15 protein-coding genes and 1 pseudogene are annotated in these 16608 nt (G+C 49.7%); 11 read left to right on the top strand and 5 right to left on the bottom strand.

Features of this window, described 5'->3' with window-relative positions:
• The first annotated feature begins 2 nt into the window (after positions 1-2).
• The 9 genes from H3H32_RS01165 (at position 3) to H3H32_RS01200 (ending at position 8017) form a co-directional block, all read left to right on the top strand.
• Entirely contained in the window at positions 3-2243 is a 2241-nt protein-coding gene (locus H3H32_RS01165; protein ID WP_182460865.1) for a xanthine dehydrogenase family protein molybdopterin-binding subunit, read from the top strand.
• Positions 2244-2371: 128 nt separating this feature from the next.
• Complete coding sequence (locus tag H3H32_RS01170; RefSeq protein WP_182460866.1) at positions 2372-3121, top strand: SDR family NAD(P)-dependent oxidoreductase; 750 nt, start codon at positions 2372-2374, stop codon at positions 3119-3121.
• 11 nt (positions 3122-3132) lie between these two features.
• On the top strand, positions 3133-3771 hold the full coding sequence (locus tag H3H32_RS01175) for an NAD(P)H-binding protein (RefSeq protein ID WP_182460867.1): 639 nt from the start codon (positions 3133-3135) through the stop codon (positions 3769-3771).
• 25 nt (positions 3772-3796) lie between these two features.
• A complete protein-coding gene (locus H3H32_RS01180) occupies positions 3797-4387 on the top strand; it encodes a DapH/DapD/GlmU-related protein (protein ID WP_182460868.1) in 591 nt (196 codons plus the stop codon).
• Between the two features lie 275 nt (positions 4388-4662).
• Entirely contained in the window at positions 4663-5646 is a 984-nt protein-coding gene (locus H3H32_RS01185; protein WP_182460869.1) for an alpha/beta hydrolase, read from the top strand.
• 95 nt (positions 5647-5741) lie between these two features.
• Positions 5742-6494, top strand: a complete 753-nt coding sequence (locus H3H32_RS01190; protein ID WP_182460870.1) for a hypothetical protein — start codon at positions 5742-5744, stop codon at positions 6492-6494.
• Positions 6495-6656: 162 nt separating this feature from the next.
• On the top strand, positions 6657-6863 hold the full coding sequence (locus tag H3H32_RS01195; protein WP_182460871.1) for a hypothetical protein: 207 nt from the start codon (positions 6657-6659) through the stop codon (positions 6861-6863).
• A 25-nt stretch (positions 6864-6888) separates the two neighbouring features.
• Positions 6889-7194, top strand: coding sequence for a hypothetical protein (locus H3H32_RS37275; RefSeq protein WP_240543621.1), 306 nt, complete (start codon positions 6889-6891; stop codon positions 7192-7194).
• Positions 7154-8017, top strand: coding sequence for an IS3 family transposase (locus H3H32_RS01200; protein ID WP_240543622.1), 864 nt, complete (start codon positions 7154-7156; stop codon positions 8015-8017). The genes H3H32_RS37275 and H3H32_RS01200 overlap by 41 nt, the downstream gene beginning before the upstream one ends.
• 82 nt (positions 8018-8099) lie before the next feature.
• Here the strand turns inward: H3H32_RS01200 and H3H32_RS01205 are convergent, their stop codons facing one another.
• Positions 8100-8231 (bottom strand): helix-turn-helix domain-containing protein, encoded by a 132-nt coding sequence (locus H3H32_RS01205; protein ID WP_182460872.1) that lies wholly within the window; start codon positions 8229-8231, stop codon positions 8100-8102.
• Between the two features lie 516 nt (positions 8232-8747).
• Here H3H32_RS01205 and H3H32_RS01210 point away from each other — a divergent pair.
• Positions 8748-11379: pseudogene (locus H3H32_RS01210) on the top strand (DUF7133 domain-containing protein).
• Positions 11380-11748: 369 nt separating this feature from the next.
• Positions 11749-12999: an alpha/beta hydrolase-fold protein gene (locus tag H3H32_RS01215; protein ID WP_182460873.1), complete on the top strand. Its 1251-nt coding sequence runs from the start codon at positions 11749-11751 to the stop codon at positions 12997-12999.
• Positions 13000-13108: 109 nt separating this feature from the next.
• On the opposite strand, the gene H3H32_RS01220 is transcribed toward H3H32_RS01215, so the two are convergent.
• From H3H32_RS01220 to H3H32_RS01235, 4 genes are read right to left on the bottom strand one after another with little or no spacing between them, the layout of a single operon-like run.
• A complete protein-coding gene (locus tag H3H32_RS01220; protein ID WP_182460874.1) occupies positions 13109-14791 on the bottom strand; it encodes a sensor histidine kinase in 1683 nt (560 codons plus the stop codon).
• Positions 14775-15815 (bottom strand): ATP-binding SpoIIE family protein phosphatase, encoded by a 1041-nt coding sequence (locus H3H32_RS01225; RefSeq protein WP_182460875.1) that lies wholly within the window; start codon positions 15813-15815, stop codon positions 14775-14777. The genes H3H32_RS01220 and H3H32_RS01225 overlap by 17 nt, the downstream gene beginning before the upstream one ends.
• On the bottom strand, positions 15808-16233 hold the full coding sequence (locus H3H32_RS01230) for an anti-sigma regulatory factor (protein ID WP_240543623.1): 426 nt from the start codon (positions 16231-16233) through the stop codon (positions 15808-15810). Before H3H32_RS01230 ends, H3H32_RS01225 begins: the two co-directional genes overlap by 8 nt.
• Positions 16202-16606 (bottom strand): STAS domain-containing protein, encoded by a 405-nt coding sequence (locus tag H3H32_RS01235; protein ID WP_182460876.1) that lies wholly within the window; start codon positions 16604-16606, stop codon positions 16202-16204. Before H3H32_RS01235 ends, H3H32_RS01230 begins: the two co-directional genes overlap by 32 nt.
• Positions 16607-16608 lie beyond the last annotated feature (2 nt).

Consider the following 16608-nt stretch of genomic DNA (forward strand, 5'->3'; position numbering starts at 1 on the left):
TCATGAGCAAAGACACGAAGAACCCGCCCATTGATCGGATTGATGGACGACTGAAAGTGACCGGCGGGGCCAACTACTTCGCTGATTTCGACTTGCCGGGTATGGCCTATTGCGTCCTGGTGGGCAGCGAGATCGGCCGGGGCACCATCACCAGCCTGGATACCAAAAAAGCCCAGGCTTCGCCCGGCGTGCTGGGCGTGTTTACCCACCAGAACATGCCGCCCATTCCGGGTTGGGATGCGCCCGTGGGCGGTGAAGCCGACGGCCCTGCGCCTAAGCCAAAAACCGAGGAAACGTACCGTATCCTGAGCAGCCCCAAGATTCTCTTCGACGGACAGCCCATTGCCATCGTCGTAGCCGACACGTTTGAACGGGCTACCTACGCGGCTTCGCTGATCAAAGCGACGTATAACAAACAAACTGCCCGGACCGATTTACAAAAACACGTCGCCGAAAGCGTCGCTCCCAAAGGGGCTGAGGGAGGTAATTACTCGCGGGGAAAAGCCGATGCCTTTCAGACGGCCCCCGTAACACTGGAAGCCAATTATACGATCCCCATTCAGGTGCATAACCCGATGGAACTTCACGGTATTCTGGCGCATTGGACGGGTGCAGATACGCTAATGATCTACGCCAAAACGCAGGGGGTGAACGCTACCCAGCAGGCGATGGCGCAAGCGTTTAAAATCGATCCCAAGAATGTCCATGTGCATACCGAATTTATGGGGGGCGGTTTCGGTATGGGGCTAAGGACCTGGCCCCAGGAAACAGCGGTCGTCGCCATCGCCAAAAAAATTGGCCGACCGCTGAAACTGGTCGTGAACCGTAGCCAGATGTTTACGCTGGTGGGCCACCGACCCTACACCGTCCAGACGATTCAGATGGGGGCGGACAAAGACGGTAAGCTGGTGAGTATTGCCCACGCGGCTACGGCGGAAACCGCCAGCTATGAGGACTTTACCGAAGCAACCGTCAACATGACCAAATTCATGTACGCCTGTCCGAACGTCAGTACCCGATACCGGCTGGTTCGGCTCGACCGGAGCGTACCCATCTGGATGCGCGGGCCGGGTGAAGCAACGGGCGCTTTTGCGCTGGAATCTGCCATGGATGAGATGGCTCATAAGCTCAACCTGGACCCCATTGAATTTCGCTTACGTAATTACTCCGAAACCGACCCCGAGCATAACCGCCCGTATTCGAGCAAGCACCTGAAGGAAGCGTATCAGCGGGGAGCGGAAGCGATTGGCTGGAATGGCCGTAAAAATGAGCCGGGTAGTCTTCACGAGGGGGAATGGCTGATCGGCTATGGCATGAGTACGGGCGTGTTTAGTGCGTTCCGGTGGGAAGCCAGTGCCCGCGCTCTACTAAAAGCCGACGGCTCGCTGACAGTGCAAAGTGCGGTGACCGACATCGGGCCAGGGACGGGAACGGCCCTGACGATGGTCGCCCATAACGTGCTGGGCATTCCGTTTGAGAAGATTAAAGTAGAATACGGCGATACATCGCTACCCAAAGCGCCTACTCAGGGTGGCTCGGCGATTGTCTCGGCGGTAGGCTCGGCGGTGTTCGATGCCTGCACCGCGATTAAACAGGCCCTGGTCGAACTGGCGACGAAAGAAGGCGGCCCCCTATCGGGTCGGCAGGCGGAGGAACTGACGCTGGCGGATGGCGTACTTTCGGTAGAGAATGACCCTGCTAAAAAAGTAGCCGTAAGCCAGTTGATGCAGGCCAACAACCTGACAGTTATTGATAAAACGAAAGATTCGAAAGGCGGACCCGAGCAACAGAAGTACTCGATGTATTCCTTCTCGGTGCATTTCGTGCAGGTACGGGTCAACCCCCTAACGGGTGTGGTGCGAGTAGCCAAAGCCGTTAGCGTGGCCGATTCGGGCCGGATCGTGAGTCCCAAGACAGCGGCCAGCCAGATGATCGGCGGGGTAGCGGGTGGCATCGGCATGGCCCTGACGGAAGAAGCTGTCATCGATCACCGGTACGGGCGGTTTGTCAATAACAATCTGGCGGATTATCACGTAGCGGTTCATGCCGATGTACCGGCTATTGAGACCATCACGATTGATAAGCCTGATCCGATCATCAACCCGATGGGGGCGAAAGGTATGGGTGAAATTGCCCTGATCGGGTTTGCCGGAGCTGTCGCTAATGCGGTCTTCAATGCCACCGGAGAGCGCATACGAGACCTGCCCATCACCCCCGATAAAGTCATGCAGAAGCTCGCATAGGGCACTCAGAAATAGCCAAAGGCCAGGGTACTGGAGGACGGCCTCCGCTTCATCGAACCGCTAACTGGCATGCGGTTCGATGAAGACCGGTCCTACTGAAAACCAGTAGCCCCCTACTAAAAGAAAACATGAACGAACAAGTCGTATTTGTAACCGGTGGTGCCATGGGTATGGGAGAAGCCGTTGCCCTGCTGGCCGCCGAAAGAGGAGCCAAAATCGTCGTGACCGACATGAATGAAAAAGCGGCTCAGGTGGTAGTGGACAAAATTACGGCCAACGGCGGAGAAGCCATGGCGCTAAAGTGCAACGTCACGTCTGCCGACGAGGTGAAAGCGGCCATTGACCGCACGGTGACTGTATACGGCAAACTGGATGCTGCCTTTAACAACGCCGGTATCATGCTCCCCAATACCAACACGGCGGAGATGTCGGAGGAAGATTTTGACAAAGTTGTGTCTATAAACCTGAAGGGGGTGTGGCTGTGCATGAAGTACGAGCTCCAGCACATGCAAAAACAGGGCAGCGGGGCGATTGTCAACAACTCCTCGATTGGGGGACTGGTTGGGGGAGCTGGCCGTTCGGCTTACATTGCTGCCAAGCACGGTGTACTGGGCCTTACCAAAAGTGCGGCTATCGAATACGCCCCCAAAGGCATCCGGATCAATGCCGTTTGCCCGGGTACTATCGAGACCCCGATGGTTGATAAAATGTTTGCCGATGGCGATCTGTCCAGGGAGGCAACCACGGAAGGGGCACCTGCCAAACGGTTGGGGAAAGCCTCCGAAGTTGCTGACGCCGTACTCTGGCTGTTTAGCCCAGCCTCCAGCTATGTCATCGGCCAGCCCATCTCAGTGGATGGCGGCTTAAGCATTATCTAAGCAAAAGTAGCATGACTCACGTATTAATTCTTGGTGCCGGTGGACACGTGGCCCGGCACGTGATTGACCGACTCGTCAATACCGATTCGATTCGTCTCACGCTGTATCTGCGTGACACCACCCGCCTGAACGACCTCAATACAAGCCGGATGAACCTCATTGAAGGCGATATTCTGGATTCGCAGAAGCCCCGTACAGCCATGCAGGGACAGGACCTGGTTTACGTCAACATCAACGGGCAGGAAGATCTTATCGCTGAGCAGACGGTGATGGCCATGCAGGCTGCGGGTGTTAAGCGCTTGGTCTTCATCGCAGCCCTTGGTATCTATGACGAAGTGCCCGGCGCTTTTGGCCGGTGGAACCAGCGGATGATCGGCCCGATTTTGGAGCGCTACAAAAAAGCGGCTCGTCTCATTGAAGCATCAGACCTGGTGTATACAATCCTTCGACCGACTTGGTACACCGATACCGATGAGATTGATTATACCCTAACTCAAAAAGGCGAACCGGTCACTGGGACAGAAATAGCCAGAAAAAGCGTTGCTGACCTGGTGGTAAAACTTATTGAGAACCCAAGGCTGCATGTTAACGAAAGCCTCGGCATGGAAAAACCCGGAACCAAGGGCGATAAGCCAGCTTTCAAAAACTAACTGATATATAGGATTTGTGGAAAAGATGAGTGAAACGACTGAGAAACAACGACCAGCCAGCTCAGACCTTTTTGAGCGGCTACGAGCGGGGGAATTTTTGCGAAAGGATGATCCAGATTACGGCGAATTTGGTGAAGTCGTTTCCCGCACCATCCGGTTATGCGTCCAGATGAATGCCACCGCCACCGACGTAGATCAGGTAAGAAAGCAGTTGAGTGCCATCATTGGGAATGAGATCGACGAGTCAACGACGATTTTCCCACCGTTTTACACCAACTTCGGCCAGTTTCTCAAGCTGGGCAAAAACATCTTTATCAACCACGCCTGTTCTTTTCTGGATATTGGCGGTATTACGATTGAAGATGACGTACAGATTGGCCCCCGCGTCAATCTGACATCGGAAAACCATCCGCTTGATCCCAGTGACCGTCAAACGCTGATACCACGTCCCATCGTGGTCAAGCGCAACGCCTGGATTGGAGCGGGAGCTACTGTGTTGCCCGGCATAACCATCGGCGAGAACGCTGTCGTAGCGGCCGGGGCGGTCGTCAGCCGGGATGTCCCGCCGAATACGGTGGTGGCCGGGGTTCCGGCAAAGGTTGTCAAACACCTGTAGCCCTCGGAACGATTTCCTGGTCCGCAAACGGCCTGTCTGGTCCATTCTCCAGACGGGTATTGATGGTCATTACCCAGGGATAAACGAATGCCAGGAGCCGGGTAAACTACTTTAGGGTGTTCAGCCGGGAGGAGGATTCCATTTATTTTCCACCGGTAACGGGTTACCGTATTCATTTCTGTATAACCCTATTACGCATTCAGGAGCAACATAAAGCATCTCAGTTACAAGCCGTGTTCGATGAAATCTATAGTAAATCTGTTTCGAGTAAGACCATGAAAACGTCTGTTTTTTCCCTATTCGCCTGCCTGTTGACGATTCGGGGCTTGGCGCAAATAAGCCCGACGATTCCGCCCAAACCCTATACCTATGCCGATTTCCCGGAATCGAAGGCTTCGTCAAAAAACATGAAAGTCGTCTCGATTGGTAAGGATAGTCCCCTGGTAACCTATCGACCGAACATAAAATATACTACCCGCGATGGGCTGGATCTGACCTTGCAGATTATTGAACCCACAGGGGCCAACGGTAAAATGCCCTGTATCGTTTACGTCCAAGGCTCTGCCTGGATGAAGCAAAATGTCTATGCGAATTTGCCGCAACTAGCCGAATTTGCCCGGCGGGGGTATGTCATCGCCATGGTGGAGTATCGCCCCTCATCGGTCGCCAAGTTTCCCGCCCAACTTCAGGACGCCAAAACAGCGATCCGTTTTATGAGACAGCAGGCAGCCGCATATCATGTCGATGTGGACAATCTATTTATCTGGGGAGACTCATCCGGTGGTCATACGGCACTACTGGCTGGCTTAACGCAAAACAACCCGGAACTGGATACCAAGGATCTGGACAAGTATCCCATAACGGTGAATGCCGTCGTCGATTTCTACGGTCCAACGGATATCACCCAGATGAATGTAGAGCCGTCTATTTTTGATCATATAAGTCCCAAGAGTCCCGAAGGCCAGTTGTTGGGTGGGAAGAATGTGCTGGAAAATAAAGAATTAGCCGCTGCAACGAATCCAATCAAGTACATCAAAGACGCCAAAAATGGACCACCCATCCTCATTATTCATGGCTCTAAAGACCGGTTAGTGCCCTTCCAGCAAAGTGTGCTGCTAGCTGATGCCCTCGAAAAGTATAACTACCGGTATCAGTTTTATCAACTAAAAGGGGCTGATCATGGAAGCGCGGAATTCTGGACGAAAGAAACGTTCGATCTGGTAGAAGCCTTTCTTAAACAGTACATCGTCAAAAACTAAAAACCCTTTACGAAAGGGAAGGCAAGCCAGGAGCCGGATGCAACGGGCTGCGGTTTGCCCGCCCGTTTTCCCGCCCGATCCGATCTGTTTACCCGATGAAAAAACAACTACTACTTATCTTATTTCTTGGCTTTCTTAGCTGGTTTCCCGGTCTGTCTGTTGCGCAACAAACCGATAGTTTGCAGCAGCAACAGAAAACGTTTACCGGAGCAGTAACCGTAACCAACAATGGCATATCCCTGATCCCAACGTTCAACCTGGGCCGACCAGCCGCCATCTTTGATATGACCGCCCGCCGGGGCCGCTTCAGCTTCGAGCCGCAGCTAACGTTCGCACTGGAAAATGCCAAGCCCTGGTTTTTTATTTTTTGGGTACGCTACAAAGCGATAGAAACGCCAAAATTTAGCATGAACGTGGGGGTTCACCCCTCGGTGGTATTTACCAATACGATACTACCCCCAGGTGGTCCCACGGGTGAAGCCCTGACGGCTGTTCGGTATTTTGTCGGTGAATTAACGCCAACGTATCACCTGTCGAAGAAAGCCAGCCTGGGCATTTACTACCTCCACTCAAGAGGATTTTCTGGCGCACCCAAAGTCACCAATTTCATATCGCTTACCGGCAATTTCTCTCAAATTCCGTTACTAAAAGACGTAGAATTACGAATTGCTCCCCAACTGTATCTGGTGACCATCGATGCGCTAAAAGGCTACTACGTTGCATCGGCTTTTATGGTGACCCGTAACCGCTTCCCGCTGGCTATCTCATCGCTTATCAATCAAAAAATTCAGTCGACTATCCCAAGTGACGACTTTGTCTGGAACGTAAGTCTGTCGTATGCCTACTGAGTAGACTGCGCTGAAGAGTCCATTACACGTAGTTACCTATGCTTGTAACGAGTAGCGACATAGAAACGGTAGAAAACTCGAATCAAGGATTCGTACATAACGAATCCGGTTCAGTGTTAACTGTATTCCTCTGAAATAGCTTGACACTAACCGTGTAAAGTTATGATCGAGAACAAATTGGCTCGAAGCCAGCAAAAGTACAAAACCGCCTTATTTCGACGGCGAATTATTGAGCGCCTACGCTTACAGATGGTCACTGAACAGCAGGTCTTGACCGAATTTGGCATTTCACGTACCTTACTCAATCAATGGAATCGAACCTACCAACGCTATCAACTTGTGTGGTGCGGGGCCGCCCGTGCGGTTTAAGCCCGCCCGCTTTCCCTGTTTTGTCATGAAAAAGCCCATCACTGATGAAGTCCAAGCGCTCAAACAAAAACTAGCTGATACCGAAGCGGCTTTGAAACAAGAGCGGTTAAAGAATCAGGCCTTAACGACTGTTATTGAGCTGGCCGAGCAGCAGTTCAACTTGCCAATTCGAAAAAAGTCTGCGGGGCCGCCCGTGCGGTTCCAAACAGTGAGTTATCTGCATCTGCACCATCCATTGGTGAGTATGCAGACGCTCTGCGGGCTGTTTGGGAAGAGCCGCCAGGCTTGGTATGATGACCGGGGCGCCGGAGCGACAGAAACGAAAGGATAAGGGAGATCTTCAAGGAGCGATATTGCTGGCTGAAGTCCGTCGGTTACGAGTGAACTTGCCGTCGGTTGGTACTGAAATATTGCATCATCAATTGGCGGACTTTCGTCAGCAGCATGGGATTAAAATTGGGCGAGATAAATTTAATAAGTTCCTGAAAAAGAACGCATTACTGGTCAGGAGAAAAACACGGCGGGCAAGAACTACTTGGTCCGATCATCCCTTCCGAAAATATCCAAATCTGACAAAGGGGAAAAAAATAGTGGCGCCGAATCGATTGTGGGTCAGCGATATTACTTGTGTGCCGCTCCATTATGGGTTCGCTTATCTGAGTTTGATTACGGATGCCTACTCTCGAAAGATTGTGGGCTGGAAGCTCCATCGTTCCTTAGAAATGGAGGGGCCGTTGGCTGCTCTAAAAATGGCCTTGAATGCCAATAAAGTTAGTAATGATCTCATCCATCACTCGGATCGGGGCGTTCAATATTGCTGTCGTGAGTATACCGGTCTATTATGCAAAGCCAAGATTGCCATTAGTATGACTGAGCAGGGCGACCCTTATGAGAATGCTTTAGCCGAGCGGATGAATCGAACGATTAAAGAGGAGATGCTGCTGAATCGGAGCTTTGTCAATTACGAAGCCGCTCAGGAGGCAATCCGACGAGCCATTGATAACTACAATCGGTTGCGACCGCACCGTAGTTGCAATTATTACACCCCTCAACAAGCCCATCAGATGCAGGGTGAGTTAACAAAAAAATGGCGAGTTCGAAAGCGCCCCCAGTCGGAAAAAGTACAGCCTGAGGAAACGAAGGTTGTCGCTTAAAATGAGTGTAAAATCTGTCAAGTAAAACTAGGGTAATACACCAATTTGTTCTCGATCATAACTTTACACGGTTAGTGTCAAGCTATTTCAGAGGAATACACTTGAGCACACACCGATTTATCGTGGCTTTACTGATACCATACTTTTTCTCCAGTTGCAGGTAGGTACACCCACCCAGCAAGTATTCTCGTACTGCTTTTTGTCGTTTGTTCATTTTACAGCTCAGTTAAGGGTGTAAACCTATTTTAGGACATGACATCATCTATCAACTGAGTTTGTGAGACATATTGATGGCGATCAAATGACGGATTTTACGCAGAGCTGCTTATGCGGATAGTCAGCCCTGCGAAATGGCAAAAAAACCGATTTATAGTGTACTGGACTGACACGTACCCCGCTATAGCACTCAAAATTTGATTTCGACAACTAGGTATGGCATGTCGGCTTGCTCTTTACTGGCTGGGCTCCCTTATTCTACTGGGTAAACCTTTTCGATGACACATTTCGTGAGAACGTTGATGCCTCGTCAGCGGCTATGCCCCAGAGATCTGAGTTGAAGTTCTATTTTGGGTCTATTGTGTTGATAATCAGTGGGTAAGATGTCGAGAGGGTCGATATGATCTATTTTGCCAAAGTACTAGTTAAATTACTCACTTTAGTTGCTTTCCTGATGAAAGAAGTTAAAACTGTATAAATAGGATTTGTTTCCGCCCCCAAACGAATAGCACTAATGTTGAGAATTTCATTGAGTCTGGTTTATGTTGTGCTGGCCCTGATTGGCTTTGTTGAAAAATTAGGTAATTCTGAACCCCAAGCAACTCGCCGACCCAGATTACTGGCAGATGGCCCTGCCGATATTCGACTTACTAACTTCGCAGGCCCCGATCTTACCCCAAGTCCTGCCTGTCTGGCAGTTGCTCCAACCGGCGAGGTTTTCGTGGGTGTTGATATGATTGGATCGCTGGGGAAAGAACCTGGTAAGGGCTACGTTATCAAGCTCGTTGACAAGGATAACGACGGGAAGGTAGATCAGCATACCAAATTTGCTATGGTCGATAACCCTCGCGGTATTATCGCTCTTCGTGATCAGGTTTTTGTTCTGCACACGACGTTCTCGAAAGAAACCGGCAAAGCCAGCAATATGGATCTGGTTGTATTCGAAGACGCCAATCAGGACGGTGTTGCCGATGGACCTTCTAAACCACTCGTTCAAAACCTAAGTAACCCTAACTTCCTACAGAGCCGGGGAACGGACCACGCAACGAACGGTATTCGGATGGGTATTGACGGGTGGATTTACATTGCCGTTGGTGATTTTGGTTTCCACGATGCCGTTGATCGCAGTGGTAAAAAATTGACGATGCTTGGTGGTGGCATTGTTCGGGTACGGCCCGATGGTACCGAAATGGAGATTTTCTCGCACGGGATGCGCAACATTTACGACGTCGCCATTGATCCGTACATGAATATTTTCACGCGGGATAACACCAACGATGGGGGTGGCTGGAACATTCGGTTTAGCCATCAGATTCAATCGGGTGAGTACGGCTATCCCGTTTTGTTTAAGCACTTTACCGACGAAATTATTCCCGCGCTGGTCGATGTAGGTGGCGGTTCGGGTACGGGATCGTTGTTTATGGATGACGCCAGTTGGCCAGACAAATACAACCATGTGCCCATGATGGCCGACTGGGGGCGTAGTCAGTTGTACATTCACCGGGTTACGCCCGATGGGCCAAGCTACACCCAAAAGGAAGAGGAGTTTATCAAGTTGCCTCAGATTACGGATGTCGACATTCGATGCGTCAGGACGTATGTATCTGGCTGCCTGGGATGGCGCGGGCTATTCGGGTAGTCCATCTAAAGGATATGTGATGCGGGCTGTTCCGGCCGATTGGACCTATAAAGCGTTTCCTTCACTCAAAAAGGCGTCGGTAAAAGAACTGACGAACTACCTGAAATCGGGGAGTGCTGCAGCCCGTCAGTATGCTCAGCAGGAATTGCTGGCTCGCCCTGCCGATAAAATTACTAAAGCGGTCTGGAAACTAGCCGCTGACAAAAGTGCTCCGTTATATGCCCGAATCGCTGCGATGTACACCTATGCGCAGGCTGTGGGCGAAGCGGGAATTACTAACCTAGTTAAACTGACCGAAGATCCTGAATTCAGAGAATACGCCTTACGCGCGCTCAGCGACCGAATGCCATACATCAAATCAGTTCCGGTTGAACCATTCATGCAGGCGTTGAAAGACCCATCAGATCGTGTTCGGCTAGCAGCTATGATTGGTTTAGGGCGGCTTGGTAAGGTAGAAGCGGCACCTGCGCTGTTACAAGTTGCAGTTCCGGCTTCATTTGTTGAACCCGCTAAAGGGACAGAAGGTCCACATGCCACACCTAATTCGGCTCTTGTACCTGCCCATATTGCTGTTCGAACCTTGGTGAAATTGAACGCTGTAGATGCCTGCCTAAGCGCCATCGGAACGGGAAATTCTACCCTTGCACTCTGGGCATTGCGCTACATGCACAACCCGAAAGCAGTAGACGGCTTGATTGCCGCCTATCAGCGTACTACTGATGCCACCTTGAAAAAACAGATATTGGTTACGTTGGCACGTCTGTACAAAAAAGAAGCTGATTACGACGGCTCCTGGTGGTGGGGAACGCGCCCTGACACGCACGGGCCTTACTATAAAGGCGTTACCTGGGAATCCTCGCCAGCCATCGAAAAACTATTGAAATCAGAATGGGCGAAAGCCGATGCCAGCGGAAAGCCGTTTTTTATTGATCTGAACAGCCGCCTTCGAATGGATATTCCTGAATTTGGGGTTGAGGAAGTTGTTGCGACCAAAGAAGAACCCAAAGTTGATCTGGAGAAAATCAGAAACCAGAAAGGCCAGATTGGTAAATCGTCTATCGAGGATATCATGTTAGCGATGGCCAAAATTCCCGGCGATCCCGTAAAAGGAAAAGCGCTCTTCACCCAACAGGGTTGTATTGCCTGTCATAGCATCACGAAAGGCGAAACCATGAAAGGTCCGTTTATGGGACAGATTGGATCGATCATGAACCGTGAGCAGATTGCCGAGTCGATTCTGAAACCCAACGCGTCTATCTCGCAGGGTTTCGCTACGGTGTTCGTTACGGCCAAAGGCAACAAGAGCTACACCGGTTTCATTACCGAGGAGTCGGCAAGCAGAGTCGTTCTGCGGAACATTGTCGGCGAAGTATATACCATCAAAGCCAGTGATATTTTATCACGCAAAGAGATGGAAACGTCCATGATGCCCGACGGTCTGGCCAATGCGCTGTCGTACGAAGAATTTGCCTCGCTGATCACCTTCCTGTCGCAACAGAAGAAGTAGGACGGGTTTATCTCCGTGGTGTCAGCTACTAATAGCTACAGTATATATTTATCTTTTGCGCATGTTCGAAACTCCGATAGGAGTGGCCTGTTAATAGAAAACAGAAGATTCGACATAACCCCAAGCGCCGTAGGTGCGACCGATATATCAATAATTAGGTCGCACCTACGGCGCTTGGGGCTTTTAGTTAGCGACATACCTATTGACAGGACGCCCTTACCGGGCTGATTAGACTATGCCAGAGATGAATAGCTGACACTGAGAGGTTTTAAGAACACGAAACCACACCAATGGTAGCCACAGTGATCAATTAGGAAATGTGTTGGTTTTCGTTACTTTTATAACTGCCATTCTCTTTTTCGCCAACTCATGAAACACCTTGCCTTGCTCCTTGTTCTTGCTGCGTTTCCATTAGTTGCTCAGGCACAACCTGACAATCGAATTGTTATTGGCAAAATAGATAGTGTTCAGTCGAAAATACTGAACGAGAAACGGAAGATCTGGGTGCATATTCCTGATAGTGGACCTGATGGTTTGTATAGCAAAAAGCGCTATCCGGTTGTTTACCTGTTAGATGGTGATGGCCATTTTTCGTCGGTAGTGGGCATGATTGAACAACTGAGTTCGGTGAATGGCAATACGGTCTGCCCCGAAATGATCGTGGTTGCTATTCCAAACACCGACCGAACACGGGATCTGACGCCAACACGCGTAGAGAGCGACCTGCCTTTTATGGATCGTAATTTCTCGAAAAATTCGGGCGGGGGTGAAAAGTTTCTGTCGTTTATCGAAAAAGAACTGATGCCACACATTGACTCGTTGTACCCGACGCAACCATACAAAATGCTCATCGGCCATTCGTTTGGTGGTTTGACAGTTATGCAGGCGCTCACGAAGCACACGAATCTATTTAATGCGTATGTTGCGATTGACCCAAGCATGTGGTACGATAAACGACGATTTCTGGCTGAAACAAAGAAAGAGTTAACCAATAAAAAGTACGCCGGAATTCCGTTGTATGTGGGTATTGCCAACACGATGAATGAAGGCATGACGCTCTCGAAGTTGCCCAAAGATACAAGTGCCAGTACTCTTCATATTCGCTCTATTTTCGACCTGGACCGTCATCTGAAAGCGAATAATCAAAACGGCCTGCACTACCAAAGCAAATACTACGAGAACGATACCCACGGCTCGGTTCCACTCATTACCGAGTACGATGCCCTGCATTTTATTTTCAAAGACTACAATCTGAAACTAACCCAAAAAGACTTCACCGATACAACGACTGCGCTGGCCGATAAATACGAAAAGCATTTTGCTACTGTGTCGAAGCAATTGGGCTATAAAGTGAGTCCTGATGAAAATAGAATAAATAGCCTTGGTTATCAGGCGTTAGCGGGCAAGCATTTCAAAACAGCCGAACGATTTTTTAAGCTCAACGTGGCTAATTATCCCGACAGCTATAATGTGTATGATTCCTACGGCGATTACTTTATTGCGAAGAAAGACACGACCAATGCCATCGTTCAGCTAAAAAAAGCCCTGTCGCTGAAGGAAAACCCCGAATCGCGACAAAAACTGGATGCCTTGCAAGGGAGTAAAAATGAACGGCGATAAGCCAACTGGGTTCAACATTACCACGCCCAGGGGGCAGTTTAAGGCGACGCTGAAGAAGCAGGTAATGGTGGTTATAAACCTAGCAGGTTTCAAAAAATTTATAGGCTTACTATCTCGCCACTTGAATTATCGGCAAATAAACCTGAAACGTAGAGCCTTCGCCGGGTTGACTGGTAGCCGTAATCGCACCCCCGTGATTGTTGGCTACTTTTTGGCAAATGGCCAGACCGACGCCCGTACCCTCAAACTCATTTTTGCCGTGTAGGCGCTGAAAAACCTGAAAAATACGGTCCAGGTATTTTTCGTCAAAACCAATTCCATTATCACGAACCTCAATTCGGTGATAGAGCGACGATTGGCGTGCTGGCTTAATAGTGTCGGGTAAATCGGCAGAGGCTATCTCCTGCGACTGAATATGAATTTGAGGAGGTACATCCTGCTGATGAAACTTAAGCGCATTGCTCAGCAAGTTTTGGAACAACTGGCCAAGCTGCGAGGCTTCTCCTTCAATGATCGGGAGAGTATGTATATGAATTTGCGCCTGCGTTTCCTCGATGGGTAAAGACAAATTCTCCAGACAGTTGTTAATCAGTGCTGTAAGTGCCACTGGAACTGGTGCTTCGCGACGGGTCGACAGGCGGGAAAAACTCAACAAATCTTTGATCAGTACCGACATCCGGTTGGCCGCCGACTGCATCCGACCCAGATACGTTCGTGAATCACCTGATAGTTCATTGTTTCGAGTCTGGAGCAGATCGCCAAATTGCTGGATTTTGCGTAGGGGCTCCTGCAAATCATGACTGGCAATGTAGGCAAACTGACTTAAATCTTCATTGCTCCGGTTCAGTTCGCGTACTGTTGACTCTAGTTCGCGTTGCGATTGTTCCAGTTTTTCTTTTGCCTGAGCTAGCTCTTCGTTTTGTCGAAGTGTCTGTGTAACAAGTGTCTGTGCGTGGATGTTCACCACAAAGCCCGTCCAGGCGGCTACTTTTTCAACATCGCTTTTTACGGGTTGGGCGGTGAACAGATGCCATAAATAGGTTTGGGTGGCTGCGTCGCGCAATCGACACTCATACTGAAACGGCAAATAGTTGGCGGCTTGTTTATTCCACAATGCCCAGAAACCCTCGTAATCGCTGGGATGGATGATTTTTGCCCATTTGGTCTGATTAATGGCCTGGAGGGTGTGACCGGTAAGTTCTGTGAGCCAGGAATTGGTATACAGTAACTGCCCTGCCTGATTCGCTGTAAAAATGAGCAGGGGTAATGAGTTGGTTACCCGTTGGTAGTGCTGCTCACTGGCTTGTAATCGTAAGGCAAGCTCCTGTAGCTGCTCGTTTTTTCGCTTGATTTCGTCATAAGCCGAAAGGGAGTGATTGACATCGAATTGGGCCCGCCAATAATCGATCTGTTCAGGACTTGGTTTTCGGGAAGTGGGCAGGCTATAGTACAGGATGATTTTCCCACCTTTTCCCGTGTTGGTGATCTCCATTTTCTCGACTAGTCGTTGCGCATAGAGCAACCCCTGATTGAGTGGATTTGCCACGGGAAGGTTCTTGTCTTCGATAACCGCCACTAAAAACTGTTTGCCTCGAAGCCGATCAGTGCTGAGCGACAGCAGCGGGCCGGTACCCTGCTCAATGGCATAACGGGCTACCTCTGATACAGCCGTAGCAAAGGTAGTTTGGGAGGCCAGCGACAAACCAACCAATTCGGCCAGTTTCATAGCCCGTTTATGGGCCAGAATCAGGTCCATCTCGTTGTCGAGCGAAATCTTAATTAGTTCCTCCATGATCTCCGTGAGCACGCCCAACAACTAAGGATGTATCGTCCGTTTGCCGGGAATAATCTTTGTATAAAGCTGCGGCCAAAATAGTCAAATCATACCGATGAATTAGCGGATATTTGGTGTGATCCCAGCGCGATTGTAACCCATCTGAACACATAATGAGTAATTGCCCTCGTTCGAAAGGCAGCATATGATCGTTCATGGTGGCAGGCAGATTCATCCCAATAATTCCGTTGTAAGACAGGAAGTTTTTGGAAGAAGTTACCCCGCTGAGCCGGGTTGAAATATTACCCACACCACACCAGTTCCATTGCTGAGTTGCCACATCATAAACAATTACAGAACCAACTAATCCGCGGGTTTTTGTAACCGAACGATGCATCGACCGCAGAATATCGACCGGGCGATGATCCGGACAATGACGAAACGAGTTGATTGCAGTCTGCACAGCCAGGTGAGCTTCCGGGCCGTGCCCCAAACCATCTCCCAGAAATAGCTTGATATGGCCTGGTGTCATTTTCAGATAACAACCATCGCCACACATAGTTTCGCCGGGTTTAGCAACCAGTAAGGAACGGAACTCAAACCCAGACGATCGTTCGCTTATAAGTGCAGCCGCTGGATTGAGAAATATCCGGGCTAACAGGATTGTTCCCCATCCTTTTATCGAGTAAATCTGCGTCTGATCGGCTAATCGATTGATGGTTCCCAGGCCATGTCCCAGCGTACTTGTAGTGGAAACGCCATCCTTTGTCATTTTAGCGGTATCAGCCATTCCGGGACCGTTATCAATACTAATCAATTCAATTCCCGACTGATTGGTTGATTGAAAATGACGCACGAGGATGTCGCCCCCGCCTGCATGTTTGATTAGATTCGTAGCCATTTCGGCCACAATCAGGTCGATTTCACTAAGACGTTGGTGCTGAAAACCAGCCTGTACCGCTAGTTGATTTATTCCTTTCTTGAGTAGAGCCAAATAACTCCGATCGGGTGCCTGAAAGCGTACATGTACGGAGTTATCCATTTTTCCATTTTAAAATGGTAATTGTTGTTCCCTGACCAACGGTACTTTTAATGTCAAATTCGTTGACCAGGCGTTTGGTGCCCGGCAAGCCTAAACCCAGGCTTTTGCCAGTAGAAAATCCATCCTGCATAGCCAGATTAATATCGGCGATACCAGGGCCTTTATCTATAAATGTCAGGCGCACACCCGATTCGCGTCCTTTACTAACGGCTTCGATCAATACTTCTCCACCGTTGCCGTAGCGAAGCATGTTCCGCAATAACTCACTGGCTGCCGTAATGAGCTTCGTTTGGTTAACGAGGCCCATCCCGATCTTAATCGCTACCTCCTTAACCCGATTGCGGCATGGAACAACGTCCTGCTCGCGGGTAATGGTCATACTGTCTTTATTCAGTATCGTCAGCGTCGTCGTCATCATCCGTCAGTTCGTCGTTTGGGCCAAGCTTTGTTTGTAACAGACTCATCCCCCGTTCTACGTCGAGTGCGGTATACACGCCACTGAGTGATAATCCTAACTCAATCAGAGTAATAGCTACAGCTGGCTGCATACCAACTACCACTGTTTCGGCATCCAGCACTCTGGTCATGCTGGCAATATTTCCCAAAATTCGACCCATAAATGAGTCTACAATGGATACAGCCGAGATATCGATCAATACACCACGGGCACCTGTTTTGTGGACCATATTGATCAAATCGGTTTCCAGAGTCAACGCCAGCCGGTCATATAAATCAACCTGAATGGTGACCAGCAGAAAGGCCCCCATTCGAAGGATAGGTATTTTTTCCATGG

The organism is Spirosoma foliorum, assembly GCF_014117325.1.
GTDB lineage: Bacteria > Bacteroidota > Bacteroidia > Cytophagales > Spirosomataceae > Spirosoma > Spirosoma foliorum.